Origin of the sequence: Streptomyces varsoviensis, assembly GCF_000718635.1 — a bacterium.
Lineage (GTDB): Bacteria > Actinomycetota > Actinomycetes > Streptomycetales > Streptomycetaceae > Streptomyces > Streptomyces varsoviensis.
Map to the genome: position 1 here is coordinate 987,996 of NZ_JOBF01000003.1, position 18,963 is coordinate 1,006,958.

An 18,963-nucleotide genomic window follows, 5' to 3' on the forward strand; every position below is an offset into this window, starting at 1 on the left:
AGTAAGGCTATCGCTCCTGACGGGGGGCACGTCACGGGCCGTTTGTGTACAAAACCGAGGGGCCGACTTCGACGTTCTGGACAGCGACGCAGGCCACATCCACACTCTTGACAAGGCCCCCGAACAACTGCAATGGAGCCGGCACGACCCAACAGCTCCGACACCAGCTCCGACACCACGGAGGCGGACGCCATGACGGCGAAGATCCTGCTCGTGACCGGGGACGCGGCCGAGTCCCTGGAGGTGCTCTACCCGTACCAGCGGCTGCGCGAGGAGGGGTACGAGGTCCACATCGCCGCCCCGACCCGCAAGAAGCTGCGGTTCGTCGTGCACGACTTCGAGGACGGCTTCGACACCTACACCGAGAAGCCGGGCTACACCTGGCCCGCCGACCTCGCCTTCACCGAGGTGGACCCCGGCGCGTACGCGGCCCTGGTCGTACCGGGCGGACGCGCCCCGGAGTACCTGCGCAACGACGCCGAACTCCGCAAGATCCTCAAGGCCTTCTTCGACGCCGACAAGCCCGTGGCCCAGATCTGCCACGGCCCGCTGATCACCGCCGCCGTCGGCGGCCTCGGCGGCCGCCGCGTCACGTCGTACCCCGCCCTCGAACTCGACATGCAGGCCGCCGGCGCCGAGTTCCAGGACGCGGAGGTCGTCGTCGACGGCACCATGGTCTCCTCCCGAGCCTGGCCCGACCACTCCGCCTGGATGCGCGAATTCCTGACGGTCCTACGAACGAAGGCCCCGGCGACGTAGGCAGCGGCGTACGTCGATGAGGCTCGGGCTCAAGCCACCATCTCCCCCGCCAAGGCCACCGCCTCAGACAGGCTGTCCACCACCGGAACCCCGGCCTCCGCCAAGCTGGCCCGGCTGTGGCTGCCGCCGGTGTAGAGAACCGCCAGCGCCCCCGCCCCCCGAGCCGCCTCCGCGTCGTCGAGCGCGTCGCCGATCACCACCGTGCGTCCCGCCCGTATGCCCTCCAGCTCCCGCTCCAGCTCGGCGAGGTGACGCCCCATGTGCTCCCTCTTGCTGCCGCCGGACGGCCCCCGCCGCCCCTCGACCCGTACGAAGCGCGGCTCGATCCCGAAGCCCCGTACCAGCGGGACGAGGTCGTCGTGGCCGTGCATGGACAGGATCGACTGCGTGCCGCCCGCCCCCTGCCAGCTCGCCAGCAGCGACTCGGCCCCCTCGGCCAGCGCGCAGCGCGCCAGGTGGGCCCGGTAGTGCCGGTGGAAGACGACGTCCATGTGCTCCCACTCCGCCTCGGTGGGCCGGCGCCCCAGCAGCCGTTCGTAGAACCGCGGAATCGGCACGCGGTACAGCTCGCGGTAACGTTCCAGCGTGATCGGCTCCAGGCCGATCTCGGCGAAGGCGGCGTTCGTCGCCGACATCACCGCGTCGATGTCGTGAAAAAGCGTGCCGTTCCAGTCCCAGACGATGTGTGCGGTGCGCGTTCTCATGACCAGACGGTACCCAGCCGCAAACGGTCAGCCGACGATAGTCGGGATCTCCTGCGTCGCGAACCACAGCAGTTCGTGGTCCTCGGCGCCGTCCACCGTGAACTGCGCGTCGTCGTCGCCGTGGTCCGCGGCGCCCAGCGCGGCGGCCGCCGCCGTGACGTCCGCCTCCGCCTCGTCGGCGTCCATGTGCACCGCGGCGGCCTTGGACAGCGGCACCGCGGAGGCGAGCCGCACCTCGCCGACCGCGGACTGGTCGAGCCCGCGGTCCGGGTCGGCCACCGCGTCCTTGTCCGGCACGTCGACCGCGACGACGACGCGCTTGCGGGGGGCCTCCGGGTCGGCGGCGATGCGGCGCAGGGACGCCTGCGCGGCGCGGCTCAGCGCCGCGTACTCCAGCTCCTCGATGTCGTCGGAGACGTACCACTCGCGCAGGGCGGGGGTGACGGCGTAGGCGTGCAGCGGGGCCGGGCCGACCTCGCCCGCCTTGTGCGCCGCGGCGAGGCCGGGGAGGGTCAGAGGGACGTAGACGCGCATGACCGCCGCTTTCCTCAAGGCTTACGAATACGGGGCCAGCATACGGGCGTGCGTCCCCCTTCGGGGTGCCGGGACGTACCCGGTGCGGACGCCCGTACGCCCCTGGTGAGCTGCCCGCTCGCGGCGGCGAAACGTCCCGCCCGCCGTCGGGTCGCCCCTGATAGGTGAATTCACCGGGGTACCGGGGCTGCCCCCGGCGCCCTTGCCGCCGCCGGAACGGCGCGGATAGAAGATCCCCGACAAAGCTACTGCCCGGTATCGAGCGCCGGGCCGGCCCGACGGGGGCGAAGAGCGTGCACAGGACGACGAGCAGCGGACCGGCGAACAGGACGACGGGCAGGACGACCGGCCGGCCGACGGCCGCCAGGACGCCCGGCGGCAGCGGCAGCGGCGGCAGGCCCCCCGGGCGCACCGCGCCGCCCCGCCGGAGCGACGCCCGCCGGCCCGGCGCGGACCTCGCGACCCGGCGGTACGAGCGCGAGCGGCTGCCCCGTTACTGGTTCGCCAACCGGCTGCTGCTCACCCTGAGCGGCCAGCGGCCCGCGCACTGGATGCTCGGCCACACCCTGGGCCCCGCCTACGACCGTATCGTCGAGCTGGCCCCGCGGGCCCCGCTGCGGCCGGCGGCGCCGGGCGGCAGCGCCCCGGTCGTGCGGTACTGCGACGAGTTCCGCCCCCGGTCCGATGTGATCGAGGCGTTCGCCCGTATCGCCTCCGGCGACCGGCTGCGGGCGCTGGCCTTCCGGCTGGAGCGCGGCGCGGACGAACGCTGGCGCTGTTCGGCGGTCGAGCTGGGCGAGCCGTCCCGCGTCTGAACGCCCCTCCCCCGCCCCCCGCACGCACGAACGCGGGGCTGGACACGACCTCCGTGCCCCGCCCCGCGCCGTACGACCGCCGGTACCGGCTACTTCTTGCGCCGCCGCCCGCCGTTGCCGCCGTTCTTCTGCGCCTTGCGGCGCTCGGCGCGCGTCAGGCCGTCCGACTCGGAACGGGCCGGGGTGTCCGTGCTGGTGAAGTCGCCCTCCACGACGCCGCCCTCGCCGTCCACGGTCGGCGCGGAGAAGTGCAGCCGGTCCGGGCGCTGCGGGGCGTCGAGCCCCTTGGCGTGGATCTCGGGCCGCTGCCCCGCCGGCACGGCCTCCTGGGGGGCCTTCCGCAGCGACGTGGGCTCCTGCGCGTCCTCGACCGGGACCTCCTCGACCTGCTGCTCGACCTGGACCTCCAGGTTGAACAGGTAGCCGACGGACTCCTCCTTGATGCCCTCCATCATGGCGTTGAACATGTCGAAGCCCTCGCGCTGGTACTCGACCAGCGGGTCCTTCTGGGCCATGGCGCGCAGGCCGATGCCCTCCTGGAGGTAGTCCATCTCGTAGAGGTGCTCGCGCCACTTGCGGTCCAGTACGGACAGCACGACGCGGCGCTCCAGCTCGCGCATGATGTCGGAGCCCAGCTCCTCCTCGCGCGCCTCGTACTGGGCGTAGATGTCGTCGGTGATCGACTCGGCGATGAAGTCCGCGGTGATGCCCGCGCGGTCCCCGGCCGCCTCCTCCAGCTCCTCCACCGTGACCTTCACCGGGTAGAGCTGCTTGAACGCGCTCCACAGCCGGTCGAGGTCCCACTCCTCGGCGAACCCCTCGACGGTCTCCGCCTGGATGTACGCCTCGATGGTGTCCGCCATGAAGTGCTTGACCTGCTCGTGCAGGTCCTCGCCCTCCAGGACGCGGCGGCGCTCGCCGTAGATGACCTCGCGCTGGCGGTTGAGGACCTCGTCGTACTTCAGGACGTTCTTACGGGTCTCGAAGTTCTGCTGCTCGACCTGGGACTGCGCGGAGGCGATGGCGCGGGTGACCATCTTGTTCTCGATCGGCACGTCGTCCGGGACGTTGGCCATGGCCATCACGCGCTCGACCATCGCGGCCTTGAACAGCCGCATCAGGTCGTCGCCGAGGGAGAGGTAGAAGCGGGACTCGCCCGGGTCGCCCTGCCGGCCGGAGCGGCCGCGGAGCTGGTTGTCGATACGGCGCGACTCGTGCCGCTCGGTGCCCAGGACGTACAGCCCGCCCAGCTCCTTGACCTCCTCGAACTCCGCCTTGACCGCGGCCTCCGCCTTCTCCAGGGCGGCGGGCAGCGCGGCGGCCCACTCCTCGGCGTTCTCCACGGGGTCCAGGCCGAGCTGGCGCAGCTCCGCCTCGGCGAGGTCGTCGGGGTTGCCGCCGAGCTTGATGTCCGTACCGCGGCCGGCCATGTTGGTGGCGACGGTGACCGCGCCCTTGCGGCCCGCCTGGGCGACGATCGACGCCTCCCGGTCGTGCTGCTTGGCGTTGAGCACCTCGTGCGGCACGCCGCGCTTGGCGAGCTGCTGGGAGAGGTACTCGGACTTCTCCACGGAGGTGGTGCCGACCAGGATCGGCTGGCCCTTCTCGTGCTTCTCCGCGATGTCCTCGACCACGGCCGCGAACTTCGCCACCTCGGTGCGGTAGATCAGGTCGGACTGGTCGATGCGCGCGAGCGCCCGGTTGGTGGGGATGGGCACCACGCCGAGCTTGTAGATCTGGTGGAACTCGGCGGCCTCGGTCATGGCCGTACCGGTCATGCCGGAGAGGCCCGGGATCTTCTTCCCGTTCTGGTCGTGGCGCTCGTAGAGGCGGAAGAAGTTCTGCAGGGTGATCGTGGCGAGCGTCTGGTTCTCGTCCTTGATGTCCACCCCTTCCTTCGCCTCGATCGCCTGGTGCATGCCCTCGTTGTAGCGGCGGCCGGCGAGGATACGGCCGGTGTGCTCGTCGACGATCATGACTTCGCCGTCCATGACGACGTAGTCCTTGTCCTTCTTGAAGAGCTCCTTGGCCTTGATGGCGTTGTTGAGGTAGCCGACGAGCGGGGTGTTGACCGACTCGTAGAGGTTGTCGATGCCCAGCCAGTCCTCGACCTTGGAGACGCCGGACTCGTGGATGCCGACGGTGCGCTTCTTCTCGTCGACCTCGTAGTCCCCGGTCTCCTCGATGCCCTTCTGCGGGTTCGCGGCCTCGCCCTTGGTGAGCCGGGTCACCAGCTTCGCGAAGTCGCCGTACCACTTGGTGGCCTGGTCGGCCGGGCCGGAGATGATCAGCGGCGTACGGGCCTCGTCCACGAGGATCGAGTCGACCTCGTCGACGATCGCGAAGTTGTGGCCCCGCTGCACCAGTTCGTCCTTCGACCACGCCATGTTGTCGCGCAGGTAGTCGAAGCCGAACTCGTTGTTCGTGCCGTACGTGATGTCCCGGTTGTACATCTCGCGGCGCTGCGCCGGCGTCATGTTGGCGAGGATGCAGCCGACCTCGAGCCCGAGGAACTTGTGGACCCGGCCCATCCACTCCGAGTCGCGCTCGGCGAGGTAGTCGTTGACCGTGATCAGGTGGACGCCCTTGCCGGACAGCGCGTTGAGATACGCGGGGAGCGTGCCGACGAGGGTCTTGCCCTCACCGGTGCGCATCTCGGCCACGTACCCGAGGTGCAGCGCCGCGCCGCCCATCAGCTGCACGTCGTAGTGGCGCTGGCCGAGCACCCGCTTCGCGGCCTCGCGGACCGTGGCGAACGCCTCGGGCATCAGATCGTCGAGGCTCTCGCCGTCGGCGTACCGCTGCTTGTACTCGTCCGTCAGGGCGCGCAGCTCGGCGTCGGAGAGGTTGAGGAAATCCTCTTCGATGGAATTGACCTGGTCCGCGATGCGGTGCAGCTTGCGCAGGATCTTGCCTTCGCCTGCACGCATGAGCTTGTTGAAGACGGACACGTAGGCTGGCTCCTTGCCGGTCGGGCCTGGCACGGTCGGTGCGCTGGCGCGGCATTTTTTCAAGGGGGCAGGCCCCACCGCAACGGCCATCGTAAGCGAGGACCCCGCCGCGCCGGGAGGTCCGCCGCCGCGAAGGCCCGGTGTCACCCTCCTGTGCAACGAGCGGCACTGGCCGAAGGTGCCACGAGCACGCCCGCCGCGGGGCCCGGCGCGGGGCCCGCCGCGGGCGGGCGGCAGGACCGACGGACGTACGGCCGCGGCAGGGGTACGGCCGCCGCAGAGGTACGGGCATGGCAGACGTACGGGCATGGCAGACGTACGGGCATGGCAGACGTACGGGCGCTGCGGCTGCCGCGGCGGCAGGGCGGGAATCCGCTCGCGCCGGGCGGCGGCGGCAGCGGAGACTTCGCTCATGGAACCCGTGACTCTCACCACCGAACGCCTGGTGCTGCGCCCCCTGAGACTCGACGACGCCGCGGCGGTGCACGCCGCCTGCCAGGAGCCGGACATCCCGCGCTGGACCAGCGTCCCCTCCCCTTATACGCGCGAGGACGCCGAGGAATTCATCGGGCGCGCCGCCCCGGCCGGCTGGCAGGACGACTCCAACTACACCCTCGGCGTCTTCACGGCGGACGAGGGCGTCCTGGTGGGGACCATGGCCCTGGTGCGGCTCGCCCAGTTGCCCGCGCCCGGGCACCAGGCCGAGATCGGCTACTGGACCGCCAAGGAGCAGCGCGGGCGCGGTTACACCGTGGAGGCGGCCCGCGAGATGATCCGCTGGGCCTTCGAGGACCTCGGCGTCGAGCGCCTGGAGTGGCACGCGGAGGCCGGCAACGAGGGGTCCCGCGCGGTCGCCCTCAAGGCGGGCTTCCAGATGGAGGGCACCTTCCGCTCGAAGCTCGTCCGCGAGGGGACCCGGCGGGACATATGGATCGGCTCCCTGCTCCCCTCCGACCTCGGCCGCCCGACGAAGACCCCGTACCTCCCGTACCCGGACCGCGCCTGACCTCCCCCCTCCGGCCCGTTCCCGGAGCGGGCCCAGGGCCGGAACCGGCCGCCCGGCCGATTGTCAGTGCCCGCCCCTAGGGTGATCGGCATGACGACCACCGCCCCGAAGGACCGCGCGCCCGCGCCCCGTAAGCCCGCCGCCCGTACGCCCGAAGTGACGCTCTCCGCCGACGAGGCGCGCCGCATGGCGCTACGGGCGCAGGGGCTGCTGGGCGCGCCGGACCGGCGGGCGGGGGTGCGCGGCGTGCTGCGGCGGCTGGGCGCGGTGCAGCTCGACACCATCTCGGTCCTGGCCCGCTCCCACGAGCTGGTGCCGTACGCGCGCCTGGGCGCGGTGGGCCGTACGGCCGTGGAGTCCGCCTACTGGTCGCACGGGCGCAGCTTCGAGTACTGGTCGCACGCGGCGTGCGTGCTGCCCGTCGAGGAGTGGCCGCACTTCGCCTTCCGCCGCCGCGCCCGGCTCGCGCGCGGCCACCGCTGGCATGTCCTGGAGGACTCCGAACGCTCCTGCGCGGCCGTACGGGACCGGCTCAAGGCGGAAGGCCCCCTGACGGCCACGGAGTTGGGCGGCGCCAAGAACGGCGGCGAGTGGTACGACTGGTCCGAGACCAAGATCGCGGTGGAGTGGCTGCTCGACACGGGCGAGGTCGTCTGCACCCAGCGGCGCGGCTGGAAGCGGGTGTACGACCTGGCCGAGCGCGCCATCCCGGACGAGCTGCGCCACGACGAGCTGGACGACACCGAGTGCATACGGCGGCTGGTCGCCCAGGCCGGCGCGGCGCTGGGCGTGGCGACCCGCGCGGACCTCGCCGACTACCACCGTCTCAAGAACGACCAGGTGGCCGCGGTGGTGGCGGACACCGACCTGGTGCCGGTCGAGGTGGCGGGGTGGGCCAAGCCCGCGTGGGCCGACCCGGCGGCGCTGGCGGCCGAGTCCGCCGGGAAGCGCTCCCGGCACCGTACGACGCTGCTCTCGCCCTTCGACTCCCTCGTCTGGGACCGCCCGCGCACGGAGCGGATCTTCGGCTTCACCCACCGGCTGGAGGCGTACGTGCCCCGGCCGCAGCGCGTGCACGGCTACTTCGCGATGCCGCTGCTGTCCGGCGGCCGACTGCTCGGCCGCGTGGACCCGGCCCGCGAGGGCACGACCCTGGTGGCCCGTCAGATCTCCATGGCGGGCGGCAAGGCGGTGGCCCCCATGGCCCAGGCGCTGCGGGAGGCGGCGGAGTGGGTGGGCTGCGACACGGTCCGCGTGGACCGCTGCGACGACCCGGCCCTCGCCAAGGCCCTGGTCGACGCCCTCGCCTGACGGCGACCGCCCGGCCCGCCGCCGGCAGCGGCCCCGGCTACCGGATCTCCAGGATCTTCTCCCGCATCGCGTAGACCACGGCCTCCATGCGGGAGTGGAGCTGGAGCTTCTCCAGGATGTTGCGGACGTGGTTCTTCACGGTGTTCTCGCTGATGAACAACTCCTTCGCGATATCGCGGTTGTTCATCCCCGTGGCGACGAGCTTGAGGACCTCCAGCTCCCGGTCGGTGAGCCGGGGCGCGGGCACCAGTCTGCGCTCGTCCGTGCGCTGGATCATCGACTTGAACTCGGTCAGGAGCTTCGACGCCATCGACGGGCTGATCTGCGACTGCCCGTCCGCGACGGCCCGGATCGCCGTCGCCACCTCGTCGGTGGAGATCTCCTTGAGCAGATAGCCGGTGGCGCCGGCCTTGATGGCGTCGTAGAGGTCGGCCTCCTCGTCGCTGATCGTCAGCATGATGATCTTCGCGCTGGGGGCCACCTCCTTGATGGAGGTACACGCCTCGATACCGCCCCGCTTGGGCATCCGCACATCCATCAGCACGATGTCGGGCAGCAGGTCGGCGGCCTTGTCCACGGCCTCGGCCCCGTCCCCGGCCTCGCCGATGACCAGGATGTCCTCCTCCTGGGCGAGGACGATCTCCAGCCCCCGGCGGAAGAGCGCGTGGTCGTCCACCACGAGGACCCGGATGGGCTCCTTACGGGGCCCGCCCCCGTCCATGCCGACCCCGGTCACGACGCCGTCCTCGCCTGAGACGCCGCCCTCACCGGACACGGGCCCGAAGCTGTCCGCCATCGTTCCTCCCCCTGAAGGCCATGGCCCTTCGCGGTTGCACGCTGCTGCGCGGCGTCAACCGGTCTCGGCAGTCCGCCGGTTGGCCACCCGGTCATGATTTCATGCCCAGGCGGTGCCGCGGCGCTCCCGTGGTCGCACGGGGGCGCCCCAGGGGGCGCACACACGCCCCGAGGGGTGCCACCACGGGCACGACGGGCCGGCCCCACGCTCCTCCGTACGGCCGGCCGCGCCGGGTCAGCCGCCGAGCGCGCCCCCCGCGCCACCGGGCTCCACGTCATAGAGCGGGTCGGCGTTGAGGTGGATGACGCCGTAGTCGTAGGCGTGCCGGCGGTAGACGACGCTGGGCTGCTTCGTGTCGGAGTCCACGAAGAGATAGAAGTCGTGCCCGACCAACTCCATCTCGTAGAGCGCCTGGTTGAGCGTCATCGGGGCCGCCGCGTGCGTCTTCTCGCGGACCACGAGGGGCCCTTCGCCCTGAATCTCGATCGAGCCCATCCGCGTCACCGGCACCTCGCCGGCGTGCGCCGCCCCGTCGACGGAGAGCTCGCCGCTGTCATCGATCCGCGCGACATCGGGGACGGACACCGCGACATCGCTCGCGGGGATGCGTCCGCTGCCGCGGCGCTCGTGACGCTTCTCGTTCTGCTTGCGCAGCCGCGCCTCCAGCTTGCTGGTGGCCAGGTCGAGCGCGGCGTACGGATCCGGAGCGGCGGCCTCCGCCCGGATCACCGGGCCACGCGAACGCACCGTGATCTCCACTCGGTCGGAGCGGTCGGCCTGCCTGGGGTTGGGCTCTTTGGACACCTCGACGTCGAGGCTGATCACCTTGCCGTCGAGCTTCTGGATCTTCTCCAGCTTCAGCTTCTCGGCCACGTGCTTGCGGAACCGCTCCGGCACCTCGGTCTTGCGGCCCTTGACGACGATGTCCACGCAGAACTCCGTTCCCGGAACGCTCCGCCGAACGTGCGGAGCGCATCCTCTTGCATTAGACCCCAGAGGAAACTGGAGCCCCCGACTCGGCGGCTTTCACCTCCTCCTCCCCCGTCGGCAAGATCTACACCCCACCGAATTCAAGCTTCTTCGAAAGCACGCGAAGCGCGCCAATCGGAGGTACGAGTCATAGCGCCTGCCATTCCTCACAACCGAACATAACTCGCCCGGACGGATGTCGGCACCCCCTACTTCCCCATACCTCCGTTCAGGTGATTTCTCACCGTTATCACCAGCAACGATGCAACTTCCCTGTCAGTTCCGGTTTATTTCACGTTTACGCCGAACGCCCGGCGGGGAACGGCCACCACCGCGGCCCCCGCGACCCGGCCGCCGGCCGTCGCCACGGCCCGTACCGCCTCGACCAGCGACGCACCCGTGGTCATCAGGTCGTCCACCAGCAGCACTGGCCCGGCCGTCAGCGCCCGTTCACCACCGGCGGCGACCTCCAGGGCACCGGCCAGGTTCGCCAGCCGCTGACGGGCGCCCAGGCCCGTCTGGTCCGCCACCGGACGGCGCTGCCGGAGCACCGCGCAGACCGCCGCGGGCCACCCCGCGCGCCGCAGCTCGCGGGCCGCGGCCTGTGCGATGCGCCGACTGGGATCGTGCCCGCGCGCGGCGACCGCACACCGCGCGGACGGCACCGGAACGAGCACCAGCCGACGACTTTCACCAGTCCCCCCAGCCATGCCCACACCGACTCCATCAGCTTCACGCGCACTCCTCCCCCGCACCCTGCTCGCATCACCACGGGCCCCCGCTCCGCCCCCGTCCACGGCCCCGGCCCGTGGTCCCGCACCGCCGCCCCAGGCGTCCCGCACCACCTCGCCGCCGACCGCCGCCCGTACCCCCGACGCCAGCGCCGCCCCCAGCGGCTCCGCCAACCGCAGCACCCCCCGTTCCTTGTGCGCCAGCAACACCGACCGTGCCTCGTCCGCGTACGCCGCCGCCGCGTACACAGCGGGCAGCCCCGGCGGCACCGGCTCCGGCCACACCCGCCGGGCCGCGCGCCCGCACAACGCCTCCCGGCAGGCATCGCACAGCACGACCCGCGGCGCACCGCACCCCGCGCAGTCCACCGGCAGCACCAGGCCGACGAGCTCCTGCCACCACCCCCGCATGGATCAACTGTCCCGCTGTCCGCCCGCCCCTGCCACCCCTGTGGATAACTCCCGACGGCCACCGCCCCGCGCCCCCGGAAACCCGGGCCGGGCCCCAGCCGGACCCTGGCCCGGCCACCAGCCCGGCCACCGACTCGACCACACCCCGCCGCTACCCCGGATAGACCGGCGCCGTCCCCTTCTTCGGCGTCACCGTCTTCCAGTTGGTGTCCGGCAGCAGCCGCACGATGCTGTCCTGCCGCTCCGCCACCAGCGCCTTGCTCGGGGCCTCCGAGGCGGCGACCGCCTTGACGCCCGTGATCCCCGGCAGCGCCGAGCCATTGGACACGGACCCGTCGGTCTCGACGTACTGCAGTTGCTGGAGGCCGCCCGGCTCGCTGCCGGCCGCCAGCAGCCGGCTGCCGCCCGCCCAGGAGACCGCGTCCACCTGCTCCAACTGCGGCGCGACGGACCGCAGTCCCTGCACCGACAGGCTCGGTTGGGACACGCTGCCGGCCCGCTCGACGCGCCCCAGCAGCAGCTTCGTGTGGCCGCCCTTCGACACCAGCAGCGCGATCCGCACCCCGTCCGCGGCCACCCGCAGCCCGGTGATCCGCCCGCCGTCGAGCCCGGTCACCTGCACCTCTTCCGGCGTGCCCGTACCGCCCGGCAGCCGCAGCAACCGGGGCTGCTCGGTACTGCGGTCGACCACCCAGAGGTCGCCGAGCCCGTCCCAACTGGGCGGCGCCAGCCCGTCGTTCGCGCCCGTACGGGCCCGCAGCCGGACATCGCCCAAGGCGGAACCATGCTCCAGGGCGGCGACGTACAGACTGCGGCCGTCCTCCGTGACGCCGGCCGCACGCCGCTCGGACCGGTCGACGGCGACCGACCCCAACCGCGCCTGCCCGTCCCCGAAGGCGCCCGGCACCCGCCGCGCCTCGTCCTCGCTGTCGGCCAGGCTGACCATCTTGTGCTTGGCGTCGATGTAGTACTGCCGGTCGGCCCGGCCCTCGGTCCGGCCCGGCGAATACTCCTGCGCCTGTTCCCGCGTGAGCCCGCACAGCTTGGAGCCGTCCCGGCGCTCCAGCCGCACGTCGCCCACCGTGGCCGACGCCTGGTCCTGGACGGTGAACAGCAGTTGGGCCGCCATTCGGCGGCACTGCGCCAGGTTCGCGCTGTCCGCCCGGCTGTTGAGGCGCACCTTCAGGTTGTTCGAGTCGTCCAGGGACAGCCGGTCGTCCACGACCCGCGTGCCGGGCCGGAAGGCCGTCGTGGTCACCGGGGCGAGCCAGTTCGTCGGCCCGTCCAGCAGCGCCCGCGCGGTCGAGGTGACCGGGTCTATCCGCTTGCGCAGGTACACGGGGTCCGGCACGAGCACCTCGGACCGCCCCGACCTGCGCTGGTCCGGACCCAGCCGCGCGAAGTAGTACTTGTTGACGGAGCGATAGATGCGCTGGAAGTCCGGCACCCCGAGGACCAGCCCGGCCGGGAGCGCGTCGATCCGCCACTCCCCACCCTGCCGCACGACATGGATCTTGTTGTCGTACGGGCGCTCGTCCGGCTTGTACGCGTGCTTGGCGTCCACCCGGGCGACCTGTTTTCCGGTCAGCGAGATGGTGACGCCGTCCTCCTCGCGGTCGCCGCTGCGGTCCACCCGCACCTGCGGCGGCTCGGTGAGGATCGTGGTGACCTCCGAGGGGTTCCAGGTCCCCTGCTTGTTCGACGCCAAGTACTTGCGGGCCGTGTCGTACCCGGGGTCGTCACTGGTCGTCGCCTCCAGGAAGCCCAGCACGATCTCCCGCGGCTGCTCACCGGCGCGCGGCGGCACGCCGTACACGCGCACCTGCGAGTCGGCGTCGGCGCGCGGCGAGCCGTTGACGGAGTCCACGTCGCCGCTGTCCGGCATCGACGCGCAGCCGGCCAGCAGCAGCCCGCTGACGACCAGCGCCGCCGCGCCCAGGCAGCGCCGCCCGCGAAGGCGACGGTAGCGATCAACGCCCACTGGACCCGTCCTCCCGATCGGCTGATCCCCGTACGTCCCGCCCGGCGCCGCCCTCAGCGGCACCAAGCCCAGCGCCCCCCGAAGCGCCGCCGCCCTCAGCGGCACCAGGGCCTTCGCCCGCAGCGCCCTCCTCGCAGCCGACGACCCCGTCCTCCCCGACGACCGCCCGGTCCCCGCCGCCAACGGCCCCGGCCTGCGCATCATCCTCACGACCGACGGCGTCCTTGCGCGCCACGACCCGCCCCCCGTTGCTCCCGGGCAGCGCCGTGGGGTCCGCGGCGGGCGCCCGTACGGCCGTGGCGCCGGCCCTGGTGTCGGTCGGCTGTACGGGCACGGACCCGGCCAGCGGCAAGGAGCCGCCCCCGGGCGCCCCGTTCACCGTCGCCGTGGCACTGGCCCGTACGCCGCCACCGCCCGCGGCAGCGACCCCCGCCTCGACGGCCCGTACGCCCCTGCTCGCGCCCGCGCCCGCGCCGAGCGCACCGTTCGTCCCGCGCGCGCCCCCGGCCTCGGCGAGGCCGCGGTTGCGCCGCGAGTCGGCGGGCTCCAGCGGGATGGGCGAGCCGCGCAGCGTGTCGCCCGCCGTGCGCGGCAGCGTCAGCCGGAACTGCGAGCCGCCCCCCGGCTCGCCCCACGCCTGGAGCCAGCCGCCGTGCAGCCGCGCGTCCTCCACCGCGATGGACAGCCCCAGCCCGGTCCCCCCGGTCGTACGCGCGCGCGCCGGGTCGGCCCGCCAGAAGCGGTTGAAGACCCGCGTCGCCTCGCCGGGCTTGAGCCCGACCCCGTAGTCGCGCACGGCGACGCCGACGGCCCCGCCCGCGACCGCGAACCGTACGACCACGTCCCGGCCCTCGCCGTGCTCCACCGCGTTGACCACCAGATTGCGCAGCACCCGCTCCACGCGTCGGGCGTCCGCCTCGGCGATCACCGGCTGCTCCGCGCCCCGTACGAGAATCCGGCTGCCCTTGCGCTCGGCGAGCGGCTCGGCCCCGCCGATCACCCGGTGCACGACGTCGCGCAGGTCGATCGGCTCCGCCTCCAGCGCCGCCGCCCCCGCGTCGAACCGGCTGATCTCCAGCAGGTCCGCCAGCAGCGACTCGAACCGGTCGAGCTGCTCGTGCAGCAGCTCCGCCGAACGGGCCGTGACCGGGTCGAACTCGTCGCGCGCGTCATGGATGACCTCGGCGGCCATCCGTACGGTCGTCAGGGGCGTGCGCAGTTCGTGCGAGACGTCGGAGACGAAGCGCCGCTGCATGCGCGACAACTCCTCCAACTGCTGGATCTTGCCCTGGAGGTTCTGCGCCATCTTGTTGAAGGACTCACCCAGACGAGCGATGTCGTCCTCGCCGGTGACCTTCATACGTTCCTGGAGGATGCCCGCCGCCAGCCGCTCGGAGATCCCCGCCGCCATCCGTACGGGCGTGACGACCTGCCGCACCACCAGCCAGGCGATGGCCCCGAGCAGCACCACCACGAACACCCCGGCCGTCGCCAGCGTGGTCGTGACCAGGCTCAGCGACTTCGCCTCCTGGGAGAAGGGGAAGAGGTAATAGAGCTGGTAGGGCTTGCCGTTGACGTCGTAGAGCCGCTTGCCGACGACCAGTCCGGGCACGCCCTCGTCGGAGGGGCCGCGCTTGATGCTCGCGGGCTTCTCGTACACCCCGGTGCCGTGCTCGACCTTCTCCCGCAGGTCCTGCGGCACGCTGCGCTCGGGGTCGACGTCGCCGGAGGAGCGGGCGCCGCGGTTGCTGGCGGACGACGTGTCGTCCGTGTTGGAACTGAGCGCCACCACGGAGTAGACGCCCTGGCCGCTGCTGGCGAGCTGTTCGACCAGCCCGGTCAGCCAGTTGCCGGAGTCCACGGTGCGGCGGCCGCTCTGGGTCGCGGTCTGCCCCGAGTCCTGGCCGCGCGCGTCGATGCCGGAGTCGGCCATGTCGCGCGCCGCCGTGAACCCGCCGCGGGCCTGCCCCTGCGCCGTACGCTGCTTCGCCTCCAGCAGCCCGTTGCGGACCTGCCCTATGACGACGACGCCGAGCAGCAGGACGACGCCGAGCGACATCAGCAGCGTGCTGGCGACCACTCGGAGCTGGATGTTGCGCCGCCACAGCCGCAGCGCGGGCAGCAGCGGACGCCGCACCCAGCGCGCGTACAGCCGGAGCACGGGGTGGACGGGCCCGCTGGCCGCCCCGTCGGGGAGGAATTGCCCACCCCGCCAAATTCTCCCAAAAAGGGATATTCCGCCCGGCTTGTCGACGGGCCGCCCCGCGCCTCGCTCCGGGGCGGCGCCGTTCCCCGTCATCTCAGCTCGGTCCGGCCTTGTAACCGACCCCGCGCACGGTCACCACGATCTCCGGCCGCTCCGGGTCCTTCTCGACCTTCGAGCGCAACCGCTGCACATGCACATTCACCAGCCGCGTATCCGCCGCGTGCCGATAGCCCCACACCTGCTCCAGCAGCACCTCACGGGTGAAGACCTGCCACGGCTTACGGGCCAGCGCGACCAGCAGATCGAACTCCAGCGGCGTCAGCGCTATCGACTGCCCCTCCCGCTTCACGGAGTGCCCGGCCACATCGATGACCAGATCACCGATCGACAACTGCTCCGGCGCCGGCTCCTCCGACCGCCGCAACCGCGCCCTGATCCGCGCCACCAGCTCCTTCGGCTTGAACGGCTTGACGATGTAGTCATCCGCGCCGGACTCCAGCCCGACCACCACATCGACCGTGTCGCTCTTCGCCGTCAACATCACCACCGGCACCCCGGACTCCGCCCGGATCAGCCGGCACACCTCGATGCCGTCCCGACCCGGCAGCATCAGATCCAGCAGCACCAAATCCGGCTTGACCTCACGGAAAGCGGCGAGTGCCTTGTCGCCGTCCGCGACGAACGACGGCTCGAAACCCTCACCACGCAGCACAATGCCGAGCATCTCGGCCAGTGCGGTGTCGTCATCGACGACAAGGACGCGTCCCTTCATATCGACATCATCCCATTTTCGCATTCGGGACGTTGACCAGGGTGATTCAGGTCACTCACCAGCCGTTTCGTCCGCCCTCGTCCGCCGTCGTTCGCCGAGATCCGCCACCGTCGATGTCAGCGTTGGATGTCAGGTCCGGCACCCCGGTCGGCCCGGAACGGCATGGGCTCCCGCAGTGAATCATGGCCCGGCCGGAGCCGTCGCCCTGCTACCTGATGTTCACTTCGAACGGGACGCACTGACGCTTCAGCGTCGTACGGCCCCCACCGCCGGCCCGACGCTACGGCCGTACGGCGCCGTTCGGCCCCGGCAGCGGCCCCGGGCGGGCGCACAGCTCCGCCAGGCCCTCCCTCGTCACCGGCGAGACCACCCCGTTCTCCGTGACGATCGCCGTCACCAGGTCCGGCGGCGTGACATCGAAGGCCGGGTTGTACGCCTGGGTCCCCAGCGGAGCCACCGGCACCCCGCCGCCCGCCTCGGCGCCCGCGGCCGGCGCGTTCGGCGTCGCGACCTCCGTCACCTCGTGCCCCGGCCGCTGCTCGACCTCGATGGCGGCCCCGTCCGCAGTCGCCATGTCCACCGTCGTACTGGGCGCCACCACGATGAACGGCACATGGTGATAGCGGGCCAGCACCGCGAGCGGATAGCTGCCGACCTTGTTCGCCACCGACCCGTCCGCCGCGATCCGGTCCGCGCCGATCAGCACGGCGTCCACCTCACCGGCCGCGAAGAGCGAACCCGCCGCGTTGTCCGTCAGAAGCGTGTACGCGATCCCGGCACGCGCCGCCTCGTAAGCCGTCAAACGCGCCCCCTGCAACAGCGGCCGCGTCTCGTCCACCCACAGCCGCCGCAGCTCACCGGCGCGATGCGCGGCCCCCACGACCGCCAGCGCCGTCCCCTCACCGCCCGAGACGAGCGCCCCCGTATTGCAGTGCGTCAGCACCTGGTAGCCGCCGCCCGGCAGCAGCTCCGCGAGCAGCGCCAGCCCATGCCGGGCCATCGCCGCACTGGCCCGCGCGTCCTCGCGATGGAGCGTACGGGCCTCCGCGAGCGCCACCGCGGCCGCCCGCTCCGCCGACGCCCCCTCGTCGACCGCCGCACGGTACGCGTCCGCCGCGCGCCGCACCCCGTACGCGAGGTTCACCGCCGTCGGCCGCGCGTGCGCCAGCAGCTCGGCGGCCTCGGCCACGTCGAAGCCCCGTACGGCCGCCAGCGCGACCCCGTACGCACCCGCTATACCCAGCAGCGGAGCGCCCCGTACGGCCAGCGAACGGATCGCCTCCACCAGCGCCGGCACATCGGTGCACACCAGCTCGACCTCCTCGGCCGGCAGCCGGGTCTGGTCGAGGAGCACCAGCACGGGCCCCTCCGGCGGCTCCTCCCAACGCAGAGCTGGAGCGGCGAGGGAAGCAGAGTCCTTCGGGAATACCGCGTACTGATCAGCCATCCGACCAGTCTGCCCCGTAGGACGCCCACTATTGAAGGTCTGCACCCCGATACGGCCCCGGCCGGCGCCCGGCACACCGTGACACGATGGCTGGCAATCGCCCGCCGCCGCACCGGCGAACGGGCCCCGAGAAGGAGCACCGATGAACGACTCTCCGGGCCGGCGCTCGCCCGGATCCCCCTCCGACGAGCCGGACAACCCCGCTCCGGAGCAGCCCGCCACCCCCGCCGACCAGGCGCCGGAAGCGAAGTGGGCACCCCAACAACCACCCGCCGGCCCCTGGCCCGGCTCCGGCAGCGGCCCCCAGCCGCCTCCCGGCCGCCCCGGCTGGGGTCAACAACCGGACAACGCCTCCAGCAGAGCCCCCGGCAGACAGCTCGCCTGGGGCGGCGGCTGGACGCCACCGCCCGCCGCCCCCAAACCCGGCGTCATCCCGCTACGCCCCCTCGGCGTCGGCGAGATCATCGAGGGCGCCTTCGCCACCATGCGTACGCAGTGGCGCACCGTCCTCGGCGTCTCCCTCGGCCTCGCCATCGTCACCCAGGCCGCCACCACCGTCATCAACGGCATATGGTTCCGCGACAACCCGGGCCTGGACAGCCTCGACAACGACCCGGACCTGACCGTCGGCGAGGCCCTGCGCACCGTCGGCCGCCTCTTCGCCGGCATGAGCATCACCTCGTTCGTCGGCGTCCTCGGCTCGATCATCGCCACCGCCATGCTGACCGTGGTCGTCAGCCGCGCGGTCCTGGGACGCTCCGCGACCCTCCGCGAGGCCTGGACCGGCGCCCGCCCCCAACTGCTCCGTATGCTCGGCCTGGTCATCCTGGTCCCACTGCTCATCCTGGCCGTCGTAACCGTCTCGGTCCTGCCGGGCATCCTGGTCTCCGTGGCCGGCGCGGAGGCGGGCGGCGCCGCCCTGGCCCTCCTGGGCGCCATCGCGGGCTGTGTGGCCGCCGTATGGCTCTGGATCCGCTACAGCCTCGCCGCCCCCGCGCTGATGCTGGAGAAGCAGGGCGTCACCGCCTCCATGCGCCGCTCCGCCAAGCTCGTACGGGGAGCCTGGTGGCGGATCTTCGGCGTGCAGCTCCTGGCCATCCTCATCGCCTTCGTCGTCATGGCCGTCGTGCAGATCCCCACGGGCATCGCCCAGCTCCTCTTCGGCGGCGACGAAGCCAACGTGCTCCAGGGCGGCGCCTCTTCCGTCAGTTGGACGTACCTCATCATCGGCGGCCTCGGCGCCCTCGTCGGCTCCGTCATCACGTTCCCGATCACCGCCGGCGTCACCGTGCTCCTCTACACGGACCAGCGCATCCGCCGCGAATCCCTGGACGTAGAACTGATCCGAGCGGCCAACAACTGACCGCCCCCGCAAAAACCCCTGCCCGCCCCTTCGAGCTACGGCCCGAAAGGGCGGGCCTTTTATGGCCGGCCGCTCCGGAACACCCCGTGAACGCAAAAATGCCGGTGCCCCGGACCATCACTGGTCCGGGACACCGGCTAAAAATTGTTCGGCGGCGTCCTACTCTCCCACAGGGTCCCCCCTGCAGTACCATCGGCGCTGAAAGGC

15 protein-coding genes are annotated in these 18,963 nt (G+C 72.1%); 5 read left to right on the forward strand and 10 right to left on the reverse strand.

Annotation, left to right across the window (positions count from 1 at the left end; genetic code table 11):
* The first annotated feature begins 192 nt into the window (after window positions 1-192).
* Window positions 193-759, forward strand: a complete 567-nt coding sequence (locus tag IF55_RS08730) for a DJ-1/PfpI family protein (protein ID WP_030874966.1) — start codon at window positions 193-195, stop codon at window positions 757-759.
* Between the two features lie 29 nt (window positions 760-788).
* On the opposite strand, the gene IF55_RS08735 is transcribed toward IF55_RS08730, so the two are convergent.
* Window positions 789-1,463, reverse strand: coding sequence for an HAD family hydrolase (locus tag IF55_RS08735; protein WP_030874963.1), 675 nt, complete (start codon window positions 1,461-1,463; stop codon window positions 789-791).
* A 27-nt stretch (window positions 1,464-1,490) separates the two neighbouring features.
* Window positions 1,491-1,997, reverse strand: a complete 507-nt coding sequence (locus IF55_RS08740) for a DUF6912 family protein (RefSeq protein WP_030874960.1) — start codon at window positions 1,995-1,997, stop codon at window positions 1,491-1,493.
* Between the two features lie 293 nt (window positions 1,998-2,290).
* On the opposite strand from IF55_RS08740, the gene IF55_RS39700 reads away from it, so the two are divergent.
* Window positions 2,291-2,812 (forward strand): Rv3235 family protein, encoded by a 522-nt coding sequence (locus IF55_RS39700; protein ID WP_078643851.1) that lies wholly within the window; start codon window positions 2,291-2,293, stop codon window positions 2,810-2,812.
* An 89-nt stretch (window positions 2,813-2,901) separates the two neighbouring features.
* Here IF55_RS39700 and secA read toward each other — a convergent pair whose 3' ends face one another.
* The gene (secA, locus tag IF55_RS08750; RefSeq protein ID WP_030874956.1) at window positions 2,902-5,763 is read right to left on the reverse strand and encodes a preprotein translocase subunit SecA; all 2,862 of its coding nucleotides are present in this window, start codon (window positions 5,761-5,763) and stop codon (window positions 2,902-2,904) included.
* Between the two features lie 412 nt (window positions 5,764-6,175).
* Between secA and IF55_RS08755 the strand changes: the two genes are divergently transcribed.
* Together IF55_RS08755 and IF55_RS08760 are read left to right on the forward strand one after the other, a co-directional pair.
* Window positions 6,176-6,769 (forward strand): GNAT family N-acetyltransferase, encoded by a 594-nt coding sequence (locus IF55_RS08755; protein WP_030874954.1) that lies wholly within the window; start codon window positions 6,176-6,178, stop codon window positions 6,767-6,769.
* Between the two features lie 90 nt (window positions 6,770-6,859).
* Window positions 6,860-8,080 (forward strand): winged helix-turn-helix domain-containing protein, encoded by a 1,221-nt coding sequence (locus IF55_RS08760; RefSeq protein ID WP_030874952.1) that lies wholly within the window; start codon window positions 6,860-6,862, stop codon window positions 8,078-8,080.
* A gap of 37 nt (window positions 8,081-8,117) precedes the next feature.
* Here IF55_RS08760 and IF55_RS08765 read toward each other — a convergent pair whose 3' ends face one another.
* From IF55_RS08765 to mtnA, 7 genes are all read right to left on the reverse strand, one after another.
* Entirely contained in the window at window positions 8,118-8,876 is a 759-nt protein-coding gene (locus IF55_RS08765; protein ID WP_030874950.1) for a response regulator, read from the reverse strand.
* A 234-nt stretch (window positions 8,877-9,110) separates the two neighbouring features.
* A complete protein-coding gene (gene hpf / locus IF55_RS08770) occupies window positions 9,111-9,806 on the reverse strand; it encodes a ribosome hibernation-promoting factor, HPF/YfiA family (RefSeq protein WP_030874949.1) in 696 nt (231 codons plus the stop codon).
* A 326-nt stretch (window positions 9,807-10,132) separates the two neighbouring features.
* Window positions 10,133-10,987, reverse strand: coding sequence for a ComF family protein (locus IF55_RS08775; protein ID WP_037962509.1), 855 nt, complete (start codon window positions 10,985-10,987; stop codon window positions 10,133-10,135).
* Between the two features lie 151 nt (window positions 10,988-11,138).
* Entirely contained in the window at window positions 11,139-12,968 is a 1,830-nt protein-coding gene (locus IF55_RS08780) for an LpqB family beta-propeller domain-containing protein (protein ID WP_030874944.1), read from the reverse strand.
* The gene (mtrB, locus tag IF55_RS08785; protein ID WP_078643854.1) at window positions 12,958-15,267 is read right to left on the reverse strand and encodes an MtrAB system histidine kinase MtrB; all 2,310 of its coding nucleotides are present in this window, start codon (window positions 15,265-15,267) and stop codon (window positions 12,958-12,960) included. Before mtrB ends, IF55_RS08780 begins: the two co-directional genes overlap by 11 nt.
* Window position 15,268: 1 nt before the next feature.
* A complete protein-coding gene (gene mtrA, locus IF55_RS08790; protein WP_030874941.1) occupies window positions 15,269-15,946 on the reverse strand; it encodes a two-component system response regulator MtrA in 678 nt (225 codons plus the stop codon).
* A gap of 280 nt (window positions 15,947-16,226) precedes the next feature.
* Entirely contained in the window at window positions 16,227-17,393 is a 1,167-nt protein-coding gene (mtnA, locus tag IF55_RS08795; RefSeq protein ID WP_048831719.1) for an S-methyl-5-thioribose-1-phosphate isomerase, read from the reverse strand.
* 142 nt (window positions 17,394-17,535) lie between these two features.
* Here mtnA and IF55_RS08800 point away from each other — a divergent pair, with 142 nt between their 5' ends.
* Complete coding sequence (locus IF55_RS08800) at window positions 17,536-18,756, forward strand: glycerophosphoryl diester phosphodiesterase membrane domain-containing protein (protein ID WP_030874935.1); 1,221 nt, start codon at window positions 17,536-17,538, stop codon at window positions 18,754-18,756.
* The last annotated feature ends 207 nt before the right edge of the window (window positions 18,757-18,963 follow it).